Source organism: Cobetia sp. Ld8, from assembly GCF_045066615.1.
In the GTDB taxonomy this organism is placed as follows: Bacteria; Pseudomonadota; Gammaproteobacteria; order Pseudomonadales; family Halomonadaceae; genus Cobetia; species Cobetia amphilecti.
This window is the reverse complement of the sequence record NZ_JBISHF010000007.1, coordinates 974,970-992,124: the sequence shown is the minus strand read 5'-3', so window position 1 is coordinate 992,124 and position 17,155 is coordinate 974,970. Positions and strand designations below refer to the sequence as shown.

General features: G+C 62.3%; 15 protein-coding genes and 1 pseudogene. 8 read left to right on the top strand and 8 right to left on the bottom strand.

Annotated elements, in window-relative coordinates; all coding sequences use genetic code 11:
• The first annotated feature begins 76 nt into the window (after positions 1 to 76).
• Complete coding sequence (locus tag ACJJV2_RS08955) at positions 77 to 1,147, top strand: ParA family protein (protein ID WP_405280149.1); 1,071 nt, start codon at positions 77 to 79, stop codon at positions 1,145 to 1,147.
• A 143-nt stretch (positions 1,148 to 1,290) separates the two neighbouring features.
• Here ACJJV2_RS08955 and ACJJV2_RS08950 read toward each other — a convergent pair whose 3' ends face one another.
• Positions 1,291 to 2,115, bottom strand: coding sequence for an inositol monophosphatase family protein (locus ACJJV2_RS08950; RefSeq protein ID WP_043332713.1), 825 nt, complete (start codon positions 2,113 to 2,115; stop codon positions 1,291 to 1,293).
• 470 nt (positions 2,116 to 2,585) lie between these two features.
• Here ACJJV2_RS08950 and ACJJV2_RS08945 point away from each other — a divergent pair, with 470 nt between their 5' ends.
• On the top strand, positions 2,586 to 3,869 hold the full coding sequence (locus ACJJV2_RS08945; RefSeq protein ID WP_405280145.1) for a pyridoxal-phosphate-dependent aminotransferase family protein: 1,284 nt from the start codon (positions 2,586 to 2,588) through the stop codon (positions 3,867 to 3,869).
• Complete coding sequence (locus tag ACJJV2_RS08940) at positions 3,866 to 5,203, top strand: allantoate amidohydrolase (protein WP_405280142.1); 1,338 nt, start codon at positions 3,866 to 3,868, stop codon at positions 5,201 to 5,203. The genes ACJJV2_RS08945 and ACJJV2_RS08940 overlap by 4 nt, the downstream gene beginning before the upstream one ends.
• 50 nt (positions 5,204 to 5,253) lie before the next feature.
• On the opposite strand, the gene uraD is transcribed toward ACJJV2_RS08940, so the two are convergent.
• Positions 5,254 to 5,787 carry a 2-oxo-4-hydroxy-4-carboxy-5-ureidoimidazoline decarboxylase gene (uraD, locus tag ACJJV2_RS08935; protein WP_405280139.1) on the bottom strand — a complete coding sequence of 178 codons (534 nt, stop codon included), beginning with the start codon at positions 5,785 to 5,787 and terminating at the stop codon, positions 5,254 to 5,256.
• Between the two features lie 380 nt (positions 5,788 to 6,167).
• On the opposite strand from uraD, the gene uraH reads away from it, so the two are divergent.
• From uraH to ACJJV2_RS08920, 3 genes are all read left to right on the top strand, one after another.
• The gene (gene uraH, locus ACJJV2_RS08930; protein WP_405280136.1) at positions 6,168 to 6,521 is read left to right on the top strand and encodes a hydroxyisourate hydrolase; all 354 of its coding nucleotides are present in this window, start codon (positions 6,168 to 6,170) and stop codon (positions 6,519 to 6,521) included.
• 9 nt (positions 6,522 to 6,530) lie between these two features.
• Positions 6,531 to 7,778 (top strand): urate hydroxylase PuuD, encoded by a 1,248-nt coding sequence (locus tag ACJJV2_RS08925; RefSeq protein ID WP_405280133.1) that lies wholly within the window; start codon positions 6,531 to 6,533, stop codon positions 7,776 to 7,778.
• A gap of 188 nt (positions 7,779 to 7,966) precedes the next feature.
• A complete protein-coding gene (locus ACJJV2_RS08920; protein WP_405280742.1) occupies positions 7,967 to 10,081 on the top strand; it encodes a methyl-accepting chemotaxis protein in 2,115 nt (704 codons plus the stop codon).
• A 111-nt stretch (positions 10,082 to 10,192) separates the two neighbouring features.
• Here ACJJV2_RS08920 and ACJJV2_RS08915 read toward each other — a convergent pair whose 3' ends face one another.
• Positions 10,193 to 10,837: a TetR/AcrR family transcriptional regulator gene (locus ACJJV2_RS08915; RefSeq protein ID WP_405280130.1), complete on the bottom strand. Its 645-nt coding sequence runs from the start codon at positions 10,835 to 10,837 to the stop codon at positions 10,193 to 10,195.
• A 229-nt stretch (positions 10,838 to 11,066) separates the two neighbouring features.
• On the opposite strand from ACJJV2_RS08915, the gene ACJJV2_RS08910 reads away from it, so the two are divergent.
• Positions 11,067 to 13,163, top strand: coding sequence for an FAD-dependent oxidoreductase (locus ACJJV2_RS08910; RefSeq protein WP_405280127.1), 2,097 nt, complete (start codon positions 11,067 to 11,069; stop codon positions 13,161 to 13,163).
• 78 nt (positions 13,164 to 13,241) lie between these two features.
• On the opposite strand, the gene ACJJV2_RS08905 is transcribed toward ACJJV2_RS08910, so the two are convergent.
• From ACJJV2_RS08905 to ACJJV2_RS08885, 5 genes are all read right to left on the bottom strand, one after another.
• A complete protein-coding gene (locus tag ACJJV2_RS08905) occupies positions 13,242 to 13,568 on the bottom strand; it encodes a S26 family signal peptidase (protein ID WP_405280124.1) in 327 nt (108 codons plus the stop codon).
• A gap of 28 nt (positions 13,569 to 13,596) precedes the next feature.
• Positions 13,597 to 14,097 carry a superoxide dismutase, Ni gene (gene sodN / locus ACJJV2_RS08900; protein WP_405280121.1) on the bottom strand — a complete coding sequence of 167 codons (501 nt, stop codon included), beginning with the start codon at positions 14,095 to 14,097 and terminating at the stop codon, positions 13,597 to 13,599.
• Between the two features lie 2 nt (positions 14,098 to 14,099).
• Positions 14,100 to 14,309, bottom strand: coding sequence for a hypothetical protein (locus ACJJV2_RS08895; protein ID WP_192838218.1), 210 nt, complete (start codon positions 14,307 to 14,309; stop codon positions 14,100 to 14,102).
• A 25-nt stretch (positions 14,310 to 14,334) separates the two neighbouring features.
• The gene (locus tag ACJJV2_RS08890; protein ID WP_405280117.1) at positions 14,335 to 14,754 is read right to left on the bottom strand and encodes a hypothetical protein; all 420 of its coding nucleotides are present in this window, start codon (positions 14,752 to 14,754) and stop codon (positions 14,335 to 14,337) included.
• 217 nt (positions 14,755 to 14,971) lie between these two features.
• Complete coding sequence (locus ACJJV2_RS08885) at positions 14,972 to 15,664, bottom strand: hypothetical protein (RefSeq protein ID WP_405280114.1); 693 nt, start codon at positions 15,662 to 15,664, stop codon at positions 14,972 to 14,974.
• Positions 15,665 to 16,524: 860 nt separating this feature from the next.
• Between ACJJV2_RS08885 and ACJJV2_RS08880 the strand changes: the two are divergent.
• Positions 16,525 to 17,067, top strand: a pseudogene (locus ACJJV2_RS08880) (NADPH-dependent FMN reductase); the annotation flags it as partial.
• Between the last annotated feature and the right edge of the window lie 88 nt (positions 17,068 to 17,155).

Sequence of the window (17,155 nt, the reverse complement as noted above, 5' to 3'; positions counted from 1 at the left end):
GTTTCGCCGTTGTCAGTCAGGGACATGGCGCCGGATTGTGCTAACGTTGCACAAACTGGAATGACGGGAGGGAGCCATGAAAATCGCTGCGGTGTACAGCATCAAAGGGGGCGTGGGCAAGACTGCTTCTGCCATCAATCTGGCGCATTGTGCCGCCAACAGTGGCCTGCGTGTGTTGCTGTGGGATCTTGATCCGCAGGCCGCTGCGACCTTCTACGTGCGTACCAAGCCCAAGCTCAAGGGTGGGGTCGAGAAGCTGATCAGCGGCAAGCAGGACATGTCCCGCGTGATCCGTTCCACTGATTATCAGAACCTGGATGTCCTGCCGGCGGAATTCTCCTACCGCAATCTCGACCACATTCTCGAGGAAGAGAAGCGCACCCGACTGCGCAAGGTCCTCAAGCCGGTACGCGATGACTACGACCTCGTCATCCTCGATTGCCCGCCGAGCATTTCCAGTCTTTCCGAGCAGGTCTTCGCCTCTGCCGATACCCTGCTGGTGCCGATCATTCCCACGGTTCTGTCGCTGCGTACCCTGGAGCAATTGAACGCCTATCTGGCCGAGATCGATCTCGATGTGCCCGTCTGGCCGTTCTTCACTCTGGTGGATCGCCGCAAGACATTGCACAAGGATGTGATGGAATCGCTCAAGCAGGATTATCCGCTGCAGCTCAGTGGCTTTATCCCGTATTCCAGCGTGGTCGAGCGCATGGGGATCGAGCGCAAGCCCATCGGGACTTTCTCGCGCAACAGCTCACCGGCGGTCAGCTATCGCAGCCTGTGGCAGGAAATCGGCCAACGGCTGAGCCTGCTCAAGGAGCCGACGGTGGCGTCAGCGCCAGCCGCCGCCAAGGCCGCTGAGGCTGAATCAACCGTCACCGCGCCTCAAGGTGCTGCTACCGGCAAGGCCAGCGCCAAAGGGGAGGCGGCCAGCAAGTCCGTGGCCAAGCCCGCCAGCAAGGAAGCTTCAAGCAAACCCGCGGCCAAGCCTGCCGGCAAGGCAGCTTCAAGCAAGAAAGCGCCCAGTGCTGACAAGAAGCCGGCGAGCAAGGACTCTGCCAGCAAAGATGCCAGCAAAGACAGCAGCAAGGCGACCAGCAAGTCGGCTGCCAAGGGCAAGAAGAAGGGCGGTAACCTGGGCGATTGAGGCCGAGTGCCAGCCAGAAACTCAGAGCCCCGCCAATTGGCGGGGCTCTTGCGTATTGCAGCGGCAGTCAGGTCATGAAAGTCAGGTCATGAAAGTCAGGTCATCACAGCCGCGTCACTACAGTCCTGTATTTGAGTTCTTCACTACAGCCCCGGCAGCCCTGAACTGGCATCGGCCTCTTCCAGCAGGCGCTTGAGCGGGGCATGCAAGGCCGGTGAGGCCACCACGATATTCTCGCCATAAAGCTCATCGGGAATGCCGTCCGGGCAGCGATACAGGTGCCCCGTGCGTGCGCCGGCTTCACGCGCGATCAGAAGGCCTGCCGCAAAGTCCCAGGGGGAGACGCTTTCGTAATAGGCGTCCAGACGGCCGCACGCCACATCACAGAGATCCAGCGCGGCACTGCCGTTGCGGCGCACATCCTGACAGACCAGCAGCATGGCCGAAAGGCGCTTGAGCAGCGGCGGACGGCTGTCACGGTTGTAGGGGAAGCCGGTCGCGACCAGCGCGCGACTCATCTCATCGGTCTCGCTGACCGAGATGCTCTCGCCGTTGAGCCAGGCTCCCTTGCCGCGGATGGCGGTGAAGGTCTCACCGAGGAAGGGTGCATGCACGACCCCCATCTGGATCTTGCCGCGCTCGCACCAGGCGATGGACACGGCGACATGGCGCAGGCCATGGGCAAAATTGACGGTACCGTCGATGGGGTCGATCACCCACAGGCCGCCCTTGGTACCGATCACATCCCGCTCAGGCGACAGCTCTTCGGTAAGGCGCGCATCCTCGGGAAATTCGGCTTCAAGCGCTTCCGCCAGGAAGGTATCGATCGCCACGTCGATGTCGGTGACCAGCTCATCGCCTTTCTTGTAATGGTGCGCGAAACCCTGTTCCTCGCGCGCTTGCACCATGCGTTCACCAGCCTGTCTGGCCAGTTCCGTTGCTCGTTCCAGGCGTTGTTCCAGCGTCATGTGGCTCTCCGGCAGCGATGATCAGGTCGGATGAGGCAACCCACACTCATCCGATGCCTCCTTGTATAACAGACTCATGTGGCGAGTTCAGCCTCGGGCAGTGAGCGCCGGCGCATGAAAGAGGTAATGAAAGCGTCGATTCAGCTCATTCATGCCCCGTCATGGTGCCTGGCAGGCAAGGCATGCACTGTCAGAGCGACACCGGTCAGTGTGGTTAGCAAGATTATAGCGTTATCTTGCGGGCATGCTGTCTTTTACGGGCTACCTTTCTGTCACTCGGTTATCAGAGAGCCTTTTGCCACTCGATGCCCACGCCATGACAGGGGGGCGGCGCCCGTCGAATACACCAGCAATTCAACATTTGTTTCATTTCTGGAATTATGGCGCACTTGTTGCAGTAGTCTGGGCATGAGGCTCGGCGAGTTGGCGAGTCTTCCCGCATTCCATGCCCTGCTGCACGAGGAGCGACCGTGAGCCCGACCTTTGACCAGATTCATCCTCCCCAGCGCCTGCTGATGGGCCCCGGTCCGATCAATGCGGACCCGCGTGTATTGCGAGCGCTTTCCGCTCCCTTGATCGGCCAGTACGACCCGGCGATGACGCACTACATGAACGAGACGATGCAGCTCTATCGCGGCGTCTTCGAGACCACCAATGATGCCACCCTGTTGATCGATGGCACCTCGCGTGCCGGTATCGAGGCGGTGCTGGTCTCGTTGATCCAGCCGGGGGAGCGTGTGCTGGTGCCGATCTTCGGCCGCTTCGGTCATCTGCTGCGCGAGATCGCCGAGCGCTGTGGTGCCGAGGTGCATACGCTGGAATGCGAGTGGGGCCAGGTGTTCCGACCGGAGCAGATCGAAGCCGCCATTCGCGAGGTCAAGCCCAGTGTGCTGGCGCTGGTGCAGGGCGATACCTCGACCACCATGTGCCAGCCGCTGGAAGACATCGGCGCCATCTGTCGCCGCGAAGGCGTGCTGTTCTACAGCGATGCCACGGCGTCATTGGCGGGCAATCCGCTCAAGACCGATGAGTGGGGGCTGGACGCCGTCACCGCAGGCTTGCAGAAGTGTCTGGCGGGGCCGTCAGGCAGCTCGCCGTTGACGCTATCGCCGCGTGCGGTGGAGGTGGTGCATGCCCGGCGGCATGTCGAGGCGGGCATCAGCAGCGGCAGTGATCGTCTGGCGGAGCCGGGCGCGCGCATCCGCTCCAACTATTTCGATCTCTCCATGGTGCTCGATTACTGGGGAGAGCTGCGCCTCAATCACCACACCGAAGCCACCAGCATGCTGTATGGCGCACGTGAGTGTGCGCGCCTGCTGGTCAATGAGGGCATGGACAACGCCATCGCGCGCCATGCACTGCATGGCCAGGCGATGGTCGAAGGCTTGAAGGGGTTGGGGCTTGCGCTGTTCGGCGACCAGGCCCACCGCATGAACAACGTCAGCGCGGTGATGATTCCCGACGGCCTGGATGGTGATGGCCTGCGCCGCAGCATGCTGGAGGACTTCGGCATCGAGATCGGCACCAGCTTCGGTCCGCTGCATGGCAAGGTCTGGCGTCTCGGCGTGATGGGCTACAACGCGCGTCGCGATACCGTGCTGACCACGCTGGCGGCGCTGGAGCAGACCCTGCGCCGGGGTGGCGTCAAGACTGTGGCCGGCGGTGGCGTCGGTGCCGCGCTGGACTTCTATCAGGAGCATCAGGATCAGGCGGCCAATGGCCACGCCGATCCCAGCACGGGAGGCCAGTCATGAGCGATGCCGGATCCATACCCCCGGACGCCACCGCGCCGCTGGAAACGGCCGCCGATGTGCTGGCCGCCTGCGACACCCTGGCGGCGATCTCACGCAGCGACAGCGGGATCGACCGACGCTATCTGACGCCGGAACACGCCGCCGCCAACGCCACCACGGCTGGCTGGCTCAAGGCTGCCGGTCTGCGCAGCTGGCAGGATGGCGCCGGCAATCTCTGGGGCCGCTGGTGTCCACCCGCTCTCACCGCTGCCGCTGACAGCGAAGCCGGCGTGCCGCGACTGGTGATCGGCTCGCATCTGGACAGTGTGCCGGACGCCGGCCGTTATGACGGCATTCTTGGTGTTCTGCTCGGGGTGGCCGCCTTGACGCATTTCAGGCAGCGCGCCGATGCCGGCGAGCAAAGCTTGCCCTTCGCGCTGGAAGTGGTCGGTTTCGGCGATGAAGAGGGCACCCGCTTCGGTGCGACCCTGCTCGGCAGCCATGCCATCGCCGGACGCTGGCAGTCGGACTGGGAGCGGGTGAAGGATGAGGACGGCATCTCCTTGGGGGATGCACTCGAACGCTTCGGGCTTTCCGGGCAGACGGCCGCCAGGGCCAGCCTGCAGGCGAATCCGCCGCTGGGCTATCTGGAAGTACACATCGAGCAGGGCCCGGTGCTGGAAGCCGAGAATCTGGCGCTGGGTACCGTGACCGGTATCGCCGGCGCACGACGCTTCGCGGTCAACTTCGTCGGCCAGGCGGGACATGCCGGCACCACCCCGATGGCACTGCGTCAGGATGCGCTGTGTGCGGCGGCGGAGTGGACACTGGCGGTGGAATCGCTGGCGCGTGATGTCCAGGCGGGCAAGCGCGCTGACATGGCGGACCACTCGCTGGTCGCGACCGTGGGCTGTTGCGAGCTGCGTCCCGGGGCGGTGAATGTCATCCCCGGGGGTGCGGCACTGAGTCTGGATATCCGCGCGCTGGACGATGCGCAGCGGGATCGTGCGCTGGATGAACTCTTGAATGAGGCACATCGAATCGCAGCGCGACGGGGCCTCACCTTCCACTGCGAGCAGACGCATGCGGCCGATGCCGTGGCCTGTGACGAGGGATTGATGCAGGCCATCGATGCCGGTATCGCCGCCACTGGTCAGGCGCCATTCCGGCTGCCGAGTGGTGCCGGGCATGACGCCATGGCGGTCAGTCATCTGTGTCCGGTGGGCATGCTGTTCCTGCGCTGTGAGCGCGGTATCAGCCACCACCCGCTGGAGGCGGTGACCGAAGACGATGTCGCCAAGGCCCTGGCGGCCCTGATCGCCAGTATCGAGGCCGTGGCCGTCAGGTACGTGTAGGACAGCACGCGTAAGACAGCACGCCTCGGCGGCCGCAGGGGCGCTCGTGTCTAACTGGCCTCGAGCAGCCCCGGCAGGCGCACTGCGGCGATCGCATTTATCTGGGCCAATGCCTCCTGGTACTCCGCCTCGGTGGATTGCGGCAGACGGCGCTCCAGTTCCTCGAGAATGCTGGTGGCGCTGTGGCCCTTGACGCAGATGATGAACGGAATGCCGTGGCGGGCCTGGTAGTCGGCATTGGCCGTCAGGAAGCGTTCACGGGTGGCGTCATCGAGCTGATCGAGCCCTGCGCCACGCTGCTCGCCCTGCGAGGCGGGCGTCAGGCTCTCCAGCTTGCCGGCAGCCAACTCAGGATGGGCCAGAATCAATTGGTGGCGCTCGGCATCACTGGCCTGGCGTACCGCATTGGCACACGCCGTCAGCAGGACTTCCATGCTCGCGAACGGGCGCTCTGCCGCGGCGCGTTCCACCACCCAGTCCGAGTGCTCATAGAGACCACTCAAGCGTCGTGCCAGCGCCTCGGGTGGCAGGGCGTTGAGCGTGTCCAGCATCACCAGATAGTGCATCGGGGTCTCGATTGGCATGCGCCTTGCTCCAGAGAGGGGATAGGTTTGAAAAGCTCACGGAATCATCAGCTTGCAAGGCGCATGCCGTCGCTGGCAACGCGTCTGACCAACGCTGTGTCACGCGCTGCATCGCCATGCCAGCGGTTGACGACAAGGCTGTATCGCCACTGACCTGCCTGACGGCGCCGAGCGGCGTCTGTCCTGGGGCGATACGGCCTGCACCTTGACCGATCGGTCAGAATGCAGCAATGCACTCATCGGGTGCAATACCACCAACCGCTGACGGCAGGCCAGAGCAGGCCTGGCCAGAAAACAGAACACAGTCTTCATTCGTACAGCTTCCATCTGCCCAGATTCGAGTCGTACCCGCCACATTCACACAAGAACAGGAAATCGCCATGCCCAGACTGACGACGCATGTGCTCAATCAGGCCGAAGGCATCGCTGCCAGCGGTGTGCATATCACCCTGGAGCGCCAGGATGCGCAGGGTCACTTTCACGAGATCGCGCAGGCCACGACCAATGCCGATGGGCGTCTCGATGCGCCGCTGCTTGAGGAAACCGAGGCTTCCGCTGATCTCTCCGGCGTCTATCGTCTGACGTTTCAGGTCGGGGATTACTTTGCCAGCCGCGCGGTGGGCAAGGGCATGCTCGGCCGCGTGCCGGTCGAGTTCACCCTCGAGGCCAGTGGCCATTATCACATTCCGCTGCTGGTCACTCCGTGGGCCTACAGTGTCTACCGCGGCAGCTAAGGAGCCGGCATGAGCGCATATCTTCTCGATTGGGCGATGCTGCTGACCCGCTGGCTGCATGTCATGGCGGGGATCGCCTGGATCGGCGCATCGTTCTTCTTCATCTGGCTCGACAATCGGCGAAAGCCGGCCACTCATGCGGTGGATGGCCGCCCCGGCGGCGAGCTTTGGGCGGTGCATGGTGGCGGTCTCTATCATCTGTTTCGCCACGATGGGGTCAGCGAAACGCTGCCCAGCGAGATCCACTGGTTCAAGTGGGAGGCCTATGTCACCTGGTTGTCCGGGATGGGACTTTTCACGCTGATCTACCTGCTGCAGCCTCACGCCTACCTGATCGACCCGCGCGTGTTCGAGATGAGCGGCACTCTGGCCGTGTGCAGCGCTCTGGGCGTGCTCGTCGGCGGCTGGCTGGGCTACGAGGCGCTGTGTCGCAGCCCCTTCAAGCGCCATGCCGGGGCGCTGTTCGTCGCGGTCGGTGTGTGGCTGACGCTGGCGGCGTGGGTGGCGACCGAACTGTTCTCGGGGCGTGCCGCCTTCCTGCTGATGGGCGCGCTGATGGGCAGCATCATGGCGGGCAACGTCTTCAATGTGATCATCCCGGGTCAGAAGGCCCTGCTGGCTGCTGCCCAGCGTGGGGAAACGCCGGACCCGATCCACGGCCAGCGCGCAAAGCAGCGTTCGGTGCACAACACCTTCATCACGCTGCCTGCGGTGCTGATGATGATCAGCAACCACTATCCGCTGCTGTATGCCAATGACTATCGCCTCGGCGTCATTCTGCTGTTGCTGGTGACGGGCGGTCTGATCCGCATCGCCACGGTGGATCACCACAAGGGCGTCAAGCGCCTGTGGGTGCCCGCGGGGGCAGTGTTGGCGCTGATCGGCGTGATCCTGCTCTGCGCGCCGCGCTCACAGACGGCGACTTCGACTGTCGAGACAAGCGCGCCTTCAGCATCCGTTGCGGCCAGCAGCGGCGCTGACAATGAGGCTCCGGGGGAGAATCAGGCCTTGCGAGACAAGGTCAGACATATCGTCGAGCAACGCTGCGCCGGCTGTCACAGTGATACGCCGAACTTGATCGGCTTGACGGCTCCGGCAGCCGGCGTGGCCTTCAATGGCTGGGATGACATCCAGCGCCAGGCCATGCGTATCCACCAGCGCACGGTGGTCGACAAGAGCATGCCGCTGGCCAACATGACCCAGATGACTGATGCCGAACGCCAGCTGCTGGATGACTGGTGGCAGGCGACACGCTGAGGGGCAATGGCCGAGAGAGTCATGAATGGGGGCGTACTGACCAGCGACGCTCCAAGGGCGCCGCTGGTCAGAACCCACTCGCGTCAGGGCCACTTTTAGAATCCACTCGTCACCAGCAACGCTACAGTTCTGAGTCCGGTGGCCGATAGACGTGATACTTCTCTCATGGATCGGGGTATCGCGTAGTGATGACAATAAAAAAGCGTCTGGCCCGCGCCAGTGTCGGCAGCAAGCTCGCCTTGCTGGTATTGCTGTTGATGATGGCGGCCTTCACGGCGCTGGGCCTGGTGTTCTCGACGGCTAGCAAGATGCAGGTAGAAGAGGGCACCGAACGCGCTCTCGCTCAGCAGCAGCAACAGATCACCAACACCATCGAACTGTTCGACACCACCATGCAATCCAGCGTGACGCGCATGCTCAATGCCTTCCTGGCGACCATTCCTGACAACTTCACGCTGATCGAGGACCGACGTCTGCCGATCGGCGAGCGCGATGCGCCGGCGCTGCTCAATGCCGGCTTCATGCTCAACAATCAATCCGGTTATCTGGCCGATTTCGCAAATCGCACCGGTGCGCCGGTCAGCTTCTTCGTGCGCGATGGTGAGGATTTTGTGCGCATTGCCACCACTCTCAAGACCGATGATGGCTCAAGCCTGCTCGGGCTGACGCTGAGTGGTGGGGTCAAGGATGCGCTGAATGCCGGCCAGCCCTATACCGGCATGCTCTATCTGGCAGGCCGTCACTACATGACGCGCTATCGCCCGATCACCGACTTCAATGACAACCTCATCGGGGCCTCGTTCATCGGGGTGGATGTCGGCGAGCAGATCGATGAGCTGTATGCCACCATCACCAATATCCAGTTGCATGAGAAGGACTTCAGTCTGGTGGCGAGCACGGCGCCGGGCCAGCAGGGCAAGGTGCTGACGACGGGTCAGTGGCAGGGCCGCTCGCTGATGGACTTCAAGAATGCGCAGGGCGAGCCGGCCTTCGCGCCGCTCTTCGCCGCCGACAGCGGTCAGATCGATTACCGCCTGGCGGGTGAAGACAGTGACCGTATCACCAGCTTCCAGCACTATCCCGCCTGGGACTGGGTGGTGGCGACCACGATCGACAAGCAGGCAGTGACGGCGGGCATCACGCAGGCCCGCAATCAGGTCTTCGGGCTGGCACTGCTGTTGGCGCTGGCTGTGGCCGGCATCCTCTACTTCCTCGAGCGTCGTCTGATCAGTCGTCCGCTGGATGCGCTGGTGTCACTGGCTCAGGCGCTGGCGCGAGGCGATCTGTCCCAGCGCATCACCAGTCAGCGTCAGGATGAGATCGGCAAGCTGACCGCGGCCATGAACAGCGTCGGCGAGGACTTGAGCAGAGTGGTCGGTCAGGTGCGGGGCACCACGGGCGCCGTCAATCAGGCCGCCGGCGAGATTGCCCAGGGCAACGAGGAGCTTTCGGCGCGCACCGAGCAGTCCGCTTCCAGTCTGCAGGAAACCTCGGCCTCGATGGAGGAGATCACCACCACCGTGCAGCACAGTGCCGATTCCGCCCAGCAGGCCAGCCAGCTGGTCAATTCGACCTCCGAGCAGGCACGCCGCGGCAATGACGACATGCGCAAGGCGCAGGCGAGCATGGAAGACATCAATCGCTCCGCCGAGCGCATCAACGAGATCATCAGTCTGATCGACGGCATCGCCTTCCAGACCAACATCCTGGCGCTCAATGCCTCGGTGGAAGCGGCGCGGGCCGGTGAACATGGGCGTGGCTTTGCGGTGGTTGCGCAGGAAGTGCGCACCCTGGCGACGCGCTCCAGTGATGCATCCCGCGAGATTCGCGGCCTGATCGACGAGTCGATCTCGCACACTCAGCAAGGCGTGGCGCAGGTGAAGGACGCCAGTCAGGCGATGGCCGAAATTCTCTCTAGCGTCGAGCGCGTCAACGACATGATCGCCGAGATCAGCGCCGGCGCGCGTGAGCAGAGTGCCGGCGTCGGCCAGGTGAATACCGCGGTCAGCGAGCTGGATGCGATGACGCAGCAGAACACCACCCTGGTCAATCAGGTCAGTGGCGCGGCGCGCAGCATGAGTGCCCAGGCCCAGGCACTGGAGCAGCTGATGGCCGGCTTCAAGGTGACGGTTGGACAGACCATGACAACACACGCCATGCCACGCCAGTCCGTGTCGCATCAGTCCATGTCGCACATGAACACTCAGCCGATGGCGGATGGCGAGCAGTCTGCCTTCACGCCGCCGGCAAGCGCCTCGCGCGGATCCCGGCGTCGCGAAGAGGAGGAGTGGGAAGCCTTCTGAGCCGCGCGACCCTGTGATCAGGTCTTGATCGAGCGCCAGTGAACGTGACAGCTAGCCGTTGATGTTTCTGCCAAGCCCTTGCTGACTGCCGTCGGTAAGGGCTTTGTCCTTTCAGGCCGGGTGTCGCGCCGCGAAGCGTGCCAGCTCCTGAGGCTCGCAGCGCTCGCCGACGAAGACCTCGACATACTCGGCGACGCGGCTGATGCGCTCGCTGACGCTTTCCTGAGTGCGCATCGACAGATAGCCGATCTGGGTCAGGTAGGTGGTGCGTGCCCGCACGTTGGCGAGTTGCTCGGGCTGGCCGTAGCGCATCAGCATGCTGGTCAGCGCTTGAATGCGTGCCTGATCGGCGCGGGCGACGGCAGCGGCGACCTCCGCGTTCTGAGAGGCCCAGTTGCGGATCGCCAGCTCGAAGCGTGAATCGAACAGTGACGCATCCAGCCAGCAGTCGAAGACATTGAGCATGGCTTCCACCACCGTGGCGGCATATTGCTCGCAGCGACCGATCAGGCCGGCGGTATTGTGAGCATCCCAGCGCGCGAGCAGCGCGGTGAGCAGGGCGTCGCGGTCCCTGAAGCTCCAGTAGAAGCTGGTGCGTGAGAGACCCAATATCTTGGCCAATGTCAGGACGCGCACCGAATCCACGCCGCCCAGCAACAGCTGCTGATAGGCGGCTTCCAGCCAGTCCTCGGCCTTGCCGCGCCCGGCAGCCTGGGCGCCGTCACTTGCCGGGGGGACGCATGGGGACTCTGGCATCGGCGGTCTCCTGAAAGGCGGGGGATGGTGGGGCTGATGTGAGGTAAATCGTGTGATGACGCCAAGAGCATGCTGTTTGCGACAGCGACGAGTCTGGCTGCGTCAGGCGGGCGAGAACGGCGTGTCCGGCGACGCATGGTCTGAAGCCTAGGACTATAGTCAGCGTATGTACACAGGTGTACTCAATAAAGACACCCTTGTTCTCGCTGTCTGCTCATCAGGAGGCCACATGGCTCAGGACCCGCTGCTCACGCCGTTCACGCTCAAGCATCTGACCCTCAAGAATCGCTTGATGATGACCTCCCACGAGCCTGCCTATCCGGAAGATGGCATGCCCAAGGCGCGTTACCGCGCCTATCACGAGGAGCGTGCGCGCGCCGGCATCGCCCTGACCATGACGGCGGGCTCTGCCTCGGTCTCCAAGGACAGCCCGCCGGTGTTCAACAACATCCTGGCGTATCGCGATGAGGTGGTGCCGTGGCTCAGCGAGCTGACCGATGCCTGTCACGAGCACGGCACCGCGGTGATGATCCAGCTCACCCATCTGGGGCGCCGTACGCGCTGGGACAAGGCCGACTGGCTGCCGGCGGTTTCGGCATCCCATCGTCGTGAGGCGGCGCACCGCGCCTTCCCCAAGCGGGTCGAGGACTGGGATATCGCACGACTGATCCAGGACTACGCCGACGCCGCCGAGCGCATGCAGGCAGCCGGTCTCGACGGTATCGAACTGCAGGCCTATGGCCATCTGATGGACCAGTTCTGGTCGCCGCTCACCAATACCCTTGAGGGCCCTTATGGCGGCAGTCTCGAGAATCGACTGCGCTTCACCATGGAAGTGTTGAGCGCCATTCGCGCACGGGTGGGCAACGAGTTCATCGTCGGCGTGCGCTACACGGGAGATGAGTGTCTGAGTGGCGGGCTGGATGCCAGCGATGGCCTGGAAGTCTCGCGTCTGCTGCGCGATAGCGGTCAGGTCGATTTTCTCAATGTGGTGCGCGGCCATATCGATACCGATGCGGGCCTCACCGATGTCATCCCGATCCAGGGCATGGCCAGTGCGCCGCATCTCGACTTCGCCGGACAGATTCGCGAGGCGATGGATTTTCCGACCTTCCACGGTGCCAAGATTCAGGACATCGCCACCGCGCGTCACGCCATCGCCACTGGCAAGGTCGACATGGTCGGTATGACGCGCGCCCACATGGCGGACCCGCACATCGTGCGCAAGCTGATGGCCGGGCAGGAGGAGACCATCCGCCCCTGTGTCGGGGCCAACTATTGTCTGGATCGCATCTATCAGGGCGGCTCCGCCTACTGTATCCATAACGCTGCGACCGGGCGGGAGCTGGAGCAACCGCATGACATCACGCCTGCCGAGGTCACCAGGAAGGTCGTGATCATCGGCGCGGGCCCGGCAGGCCTCGAGGCCGCACGCGTCGCCGGTGAGCGCGGGCATCAGGTGGTGGTGCTGGAAGCGGCGGACCAGCCGGGTGGCCAGATTCGCCTCACCGCCCAGAGCGAGCGGCGACGCGAGATGATCGGCATCATCGATTGGCGCATCAGTCGCTGTGAGGCGCTCGGCGTCGAGATGCGCTACAACGTCTTCGCCGAGGCCGAGGATGTGCTGGCGGAGCAACCCGATGTCGTCATCGTGGCCACCGGTGGCTATCCCGAGGAAGACATGCCGCAGGTCGGCAGTGAGCTGGTCGTCTCCAGCTGGGACATGCTCTCGGGCCATGTCACGCCTGGCCGCAACGTGCTGCTGTTCGATGATGCGGGAGACCACGCTGCGCTACAGGCCGCCGAGATGATCGCCAACTCCGGTGCCAGGCTCGAGATGATGACGCCAGACCGCACCTTCGCGCCGGAAATCATGGCCATGAACCTGGTGCCCTACATGCGCAGCCTGCAACGTCTCGCCGTCACCTTCACGCCGACCTATCGCCTCGGCAGTGTCACGCGCAGTGAGGATGGCCAGCTGATCGCTCATATCGGCAGTGATTATCTGGATGACGCCGTGGCACAAGGCAAGGGCACCGGTGCCTACGCGGATCAGCGCCTCGTCGATCAGGTAGTGGTCAACTACGGTGCCCGCCCGATGGAAGATCTCTACTTCGAACTCAAGCCTCACTCACGCAATGGCGGGGCAGTGGACTACGACGCCCTGATCGCAGGCCTCGCCCAACCGGTGGACGGCCCGAGCCCGGAACACACCGAGCGCGCAGCAGAGGGCAGCTTCCAGCTCTATCGCATCGGCGACGCCGTCGCGACCCGCAATACCCATGCGGCGATCCATGACGCGTTGAGGCTGATGAAGGTGGTGTGAGGGGGATGACAGAGAAGGGGCGCCACTGCAGAGACATGACTCGGGCTGGGGAAGTCTTACAGGGTGGCGTGTAAAGTCTCACACAGTGCTTTGAGAAATGGATCGAATTACCCGCCCCTGGATCCACTCGCGCATCAGCAAGCCCATCTTTTCAGTCGAGGTACTGTCAGGATGGGTGCCTTCCAGCCATAGCATGCCGTCTGGTTGTATCGCGCGGATACGCTTGATGATGCGGCCGAAGTGGGGGGGCTGTGCCACCACGATATCGCCGATGCGATAGCGCGACTTCCAGCGTTTCAGCGTCACGACATAATCTCCCGGCGCAAGGCCGGGAGACATGCTGAGTCCATTGACGCGATAGAGTCCGATGGGCATCCGTTCACTCTTGATCAATTCACTCTTCATCAGTTCTTTGGCACGTCATGTCGTTGCCTCAATCCAGCTTCGGATAGACGACAGTTTCAGACGGCGGATACGGGCAGGTCGCGGTAAAGGTCGTGACACCCTTGGTATCCCAGAACGCCGCGGCGAACTCGTTGATGAGCGTCAGCAGCTTCTCTCCCTTGTCGCGCTCGATGCCTTGTTTGCAGGCAGAACCAGCCAACATGATGCTGTGGACCAGCGCATCGATGTTGGGATAGGCATCACGCTGCGGTTGCTTGATGTAATCGCCCCAGATGATGCGAATCTCATGCTTGGCTTTCTCGGCGTGGCTTTCCTTCTGCTCCACCAGGCGCGCCGACAAGGCCTGGTCTGCCAGCGTCAGGCTGTCCTTCTGGCCCAGCTCATTGATGAGGTCCATGAAGCGAATCACGCTGAGTGCGGCGATCTGCGCAGCAGACGGGTCGTAGATCTTGCAGGGAATATCACAGTGCGCGGAAGCCGCAGGGACTGATACCAGGCGGTCAATGCCGCGAAGCAGGGCGTGAATCATGCTCAATCCTCCTTTTGCTGAGTGTTCTGGCGCTTGTGACGCGACTGACGAATGACGAAGAACGCGGTACCGATGACGGCTGCGATGGCGCCATAGAACAGGGTGTGAACGAGCGGGCTGCTCCAGTCACTGTGGTCATGTCCCGGGTGGGCCAGGGCCGTATTGGCGGCGGTCAGCAACAGCAGTCCGCTCGCGGTAAGGATTTTCTTCATGCCGTATCTCCTGTGGGGGTGAGAGTCAGTGATGGACCCGCGTCGTGGAGTGTCCCGCGGGGTTCGCCTGGTGAGTCCGTCGCGTGGTAACGCCGAGCCATTGCACGGTGTTCATGATCTCCATGCGTACCTGGCCGCTGCCGCGCAGCAAGGCCTGTTGATGGGCATGGCACAGACCCGGGGCGGAGAGCGCATGGGAGAGGCGCGCATGGGCAGCCTGCAGGGAGCGCATCGCTTGCGGGTGTTGGCCTTGGGCGCGGTAAAGCTCCGCCAGATTCTGGTAACTCACGACCAGTGCCGCGACGCCGCCATCCGGGTCTGCACAGGGCATCAGAAAGATGTCGGCAAAATGGCAGGCGCTGAGATAGTGCTGCTCTGCCATGGTGTAGTCGCCCTGTTCGAACATCACATTGCCTGCCTGTGTTTCACGCTTCCATTCGTCCATGAGGCCCTCCCGTGACCGGATATCGTCGTCCTAAGCAAATCTACATTATTATGATAATCATTATCATTCAATAGTGATGCAAAGCCTCAGCGACTGCAAGAGGGGGATGGCAAATCAGGGGGAAGGCGGCTTGGCCCCGGGTATTGTGCGCAAGATCAGACGCGAGCTGTCAGCGCACAGACTGGCGGGCGACGCGGTGCTGGTGAGCGTTCTACGTTCAGAGCGGCTGGCTTGCGAGGCCCGGGCCCGGCGAGAGCGAGGTAGCGTCTGGTGAGAGTTCCGCTGGCTGTGGCGCTTGCTCGGGCGAGGAATAGCGCTGTTTCGCCGTATGCATGATGGTCTCCATGCTGGCATACACCATGTAGAGGTCTCCCAGGTTCTTGTCAGTCCTGAGCGTGGCATCGTGCAGTGGTGCCAGGCCGAAACGCTTGAAGATCTTCATGTTGGCGCGTTTGCACAAGGCCAGGATGCCATCGCCTTTTCGGGATCTTACATGACGTGCCGCAGCAGCCATCAGCAGATTGCCATGGGCAAATCGCTTGGCCGCCGGGGCCATCACCAGCCGGCTGAACTCATAGATGGCGCCCTCCGGGATGGACACCGCATCGCTGTCATCGAAGAGCGTGCGCGACTCGAGACTCCCGGGGGTGACGCGAATGCTGCCCAGTAGGGTGTCGTGCTGGGTGTCCATCAGGCAGATATGCTGGCTGTTGCTGTCGATCACATCATCGTGATCACGGTGCTTCTGTAGATAGGCCTTCGAGGCGCTGTGGTGGTCTTCACGTAGCGTGCGCACCTGGCGGAAGAGCGGGTGATTGCGACCAAAGAAAGACACTGTCTCTCGATGGGTCTGATGCGTGAAAGAAGCGGTGAACTGCTGGATGACGGCAACGTCCTGAGTGTCTTGCATTCCCTTTCTGTCTCCTCGTGTCATGAGGTTGGTTGGTTTTCTCATGCTTTTGGGATGGCAAACCTAACACTTAATTAGTTTTAGTGCATGTTTGTTGCAGCATCATGACGCGGAGTTGGCTATGGCGAAGATGGCCCAGATAGCATGATTGTCAGCGCATCGACGAAATGAAACCGGCGTGGCGGATGATGTCCTCATGTCACGATAATCTCGATATTTGCGGCTAACATGAGGATAAAAGAGATGAAGGTGCGCTTTGCTGCATTGCCTGAGGCTGACTTGTGGGTGGCCTTGAGGCCTTGGCCCCATGAGATACGAGATCGGTATTGTCATGAGAAATGGCGGGGCTGCTGACGCAACACCAAAGACTCCGCCACGCACCTTCGCAGAGGGGTATCAGTCGCCAATTGCAGATGCTGAGGGTGATATGGTTCATGCCAGCAGGTCATGCCCCTGCGGGAGTTGGAAGGGTGCTGGCGCAGCAATCAAGGAAAGAATGGGGAAGGCGGTAAAGCCGCCAGGCAAGAAATTCATGGCAGGAAATTAATGGCAGAGCATGCACGGCTGTGAATGCAAATTCATGATCTGCGTCAGGCGCAGCATGAAGATTGATGCAGTGTCTTGCGATGCAGTGTCTTGCGATGCAGTGCATCGGTGTTCAGAGTTCGGGATATGATGCAATGCAAGAGTGAATATCGAGCACAGGAATCCACTTCATGGGGCTCGCAACAAGGAGAGAACAATGGCGCTGAAGATTCTGGTCTTTCTGGGGTCGGTGCGTACCAGCACCCCCCCCCGCACCTGCACGTCTTGGGGAAAGGGTCGCCAGGTGCTGCGTCGCACAGCTCGAGGAAAGTGGCCATGAGGCGGTGCTGATCGATCCACTCGATTACGATCTGGCAGACCCCTTCAAGCCGCTGTTTTCCTATGCGCAGCGCAATGCCCCCCAGGTCTTGCTCAACCTCGCCCAGCAGATCGAAGCGGCGGATGGTTACGTGATGGTCAGCCCCGAGTACAACCATTCCATGAGTCCGGCGCTGGCCAATCTCCTGAATCACTTCGGCAGCTCGCTTTACTCCTACAAGCCCTCGGTGATCGCGACCTATTCCGCAGGACAGTGGGGCGGGGTACGCGCAGCAGTCAACATGCGCACCTTCCTTTCGGAGCTGGGCTGCTTGCCGGTCTCGGCGATGATTCACGTGCCTCGAGCGCAGGAAGTACTCAATGAAGATGGCGGTTACGCCGAGAATCAGGATGCCCAGGAATGGGGCGGCTATCTCGAGCGCGCCTTCGAACAACTTGCCTGGTGGGCGAATGCCGCCAGGCGTTATCACGAGAGCGAAGACGGTGAGAAGCGCCCCGGCGCCTTCACGCGCAGCCCCTCGCAGCGCAACGCGCCTTGAAGGGGCGATAGCGTTCCACGCCTCGACAAATGAGTGTCGCAGCAAAAAGGGACTGCCTGAGCAGTCCCTTTTTGCATTGATAGTCAGT

Excerpts from the sequence above, each read along its gene's own strand:
- ACJJV2_RS08955 (WP_405280149.1), top strand. The coding sequence starts at position 77 with ATGAAAATCGCTGCGGTGTACAGCATCAAAGGGGGCGTGGGCAAGACT.
- ACJJV2_RS08950 (WP_043332713.1), bottom strand. The coding sequence starts at position 2,115 with ATGACGCTGGAACAACGCCTGGAACGAGCAACGGAACTGGCCAGACAG.
- ACJJV2_RS08940 (WP_405280142.1), top strand. The coding sequence starts at position 3,866 with ATGAGCGATGCCGGATCCATACCCCCGGACGCCACCGCGCCGCTGGAA.
- uraD (WP_405280139.1), bottom strand. The coding sequence starts at position 5,787 with ATGCCAATCGAGACCCCGATGCACTATCTGGTGATGCTGGACACGCTC.
- uraH (WP_405280136.1), top strand. The coding sequence starts at position 6,168 with ATGCCCAGACTGACGACGCATGTGCTCAATCAGGCCGAAGGCATCGCT.
- ACJJV2_RS08925 (WP_405280133.1), top strand. The coding sequence starts at position 6,531 with ATGAGCGCATATCTTCTCGATTGGGCGATGCTGCTGACCCGCTGGCTG.
- ACJJV2_RS08920 (WP_405280742.1), top strand. The coding sequence starts at position 7,967 with ATGACAATAAAAAAGCGTCTGGCCCGCGCCAGTGTCGGCAGCAAGCTC.
- ACJJV2_RS08915 (WP_405280130.1), bottom strand. The coding sequence starts at position 10,837 with ATGCCAGAGTCCCCATGCGTCCCCCCGGCAAGTGACGGCGCCCAGGCT.
- ACJJV2_RS08910 (WP_405280127.1), top strand. The coding sequence starts at position 11,067 with ATGGCTCAGGACCCGCTGCTCACGCCGTTCACGCTCAAGCATCTGACC.
- ACJJV2_RS08905 (WP_405280124.1), bottom strand. The coding sequence starts at position 13,568 with ATGAAGAGTGAATTGATCAAGAGTGAACGGATGCCCATCGGACTCTAT.
- sodN (WP_405280121.1), bottom strand. The coding sequence starts at position 14,097 with ATGATTCACGCCCTGCTTCGCGGCATTGACCGCCTGGTATCAGTCCCT.
- ACJJV2_RS08895 (WP_192838218.1), bottom strand. The coding sequence starts at position 14,309 with ATGAAGAAAATCCTTACCGCGAGCGGACTGCTGTTGCTGACCGCCGCC.
- ACJJV2_RS08890 (WP_405280117.1), bottom strand. The coding sequence starts at position 14,754 with ATGGACGAATGGAAGCGTGAAACACAGGCAGGCAATGTGATGTTCGAA.
- ACJJV2_RS08885 (WP_405280114.1), bottom strand. The coding sequence starts at position 15,664 with ATGCAAGACACTCAGGACGTTGCCGTCATCCAGCAGTTCACCGCTTCT.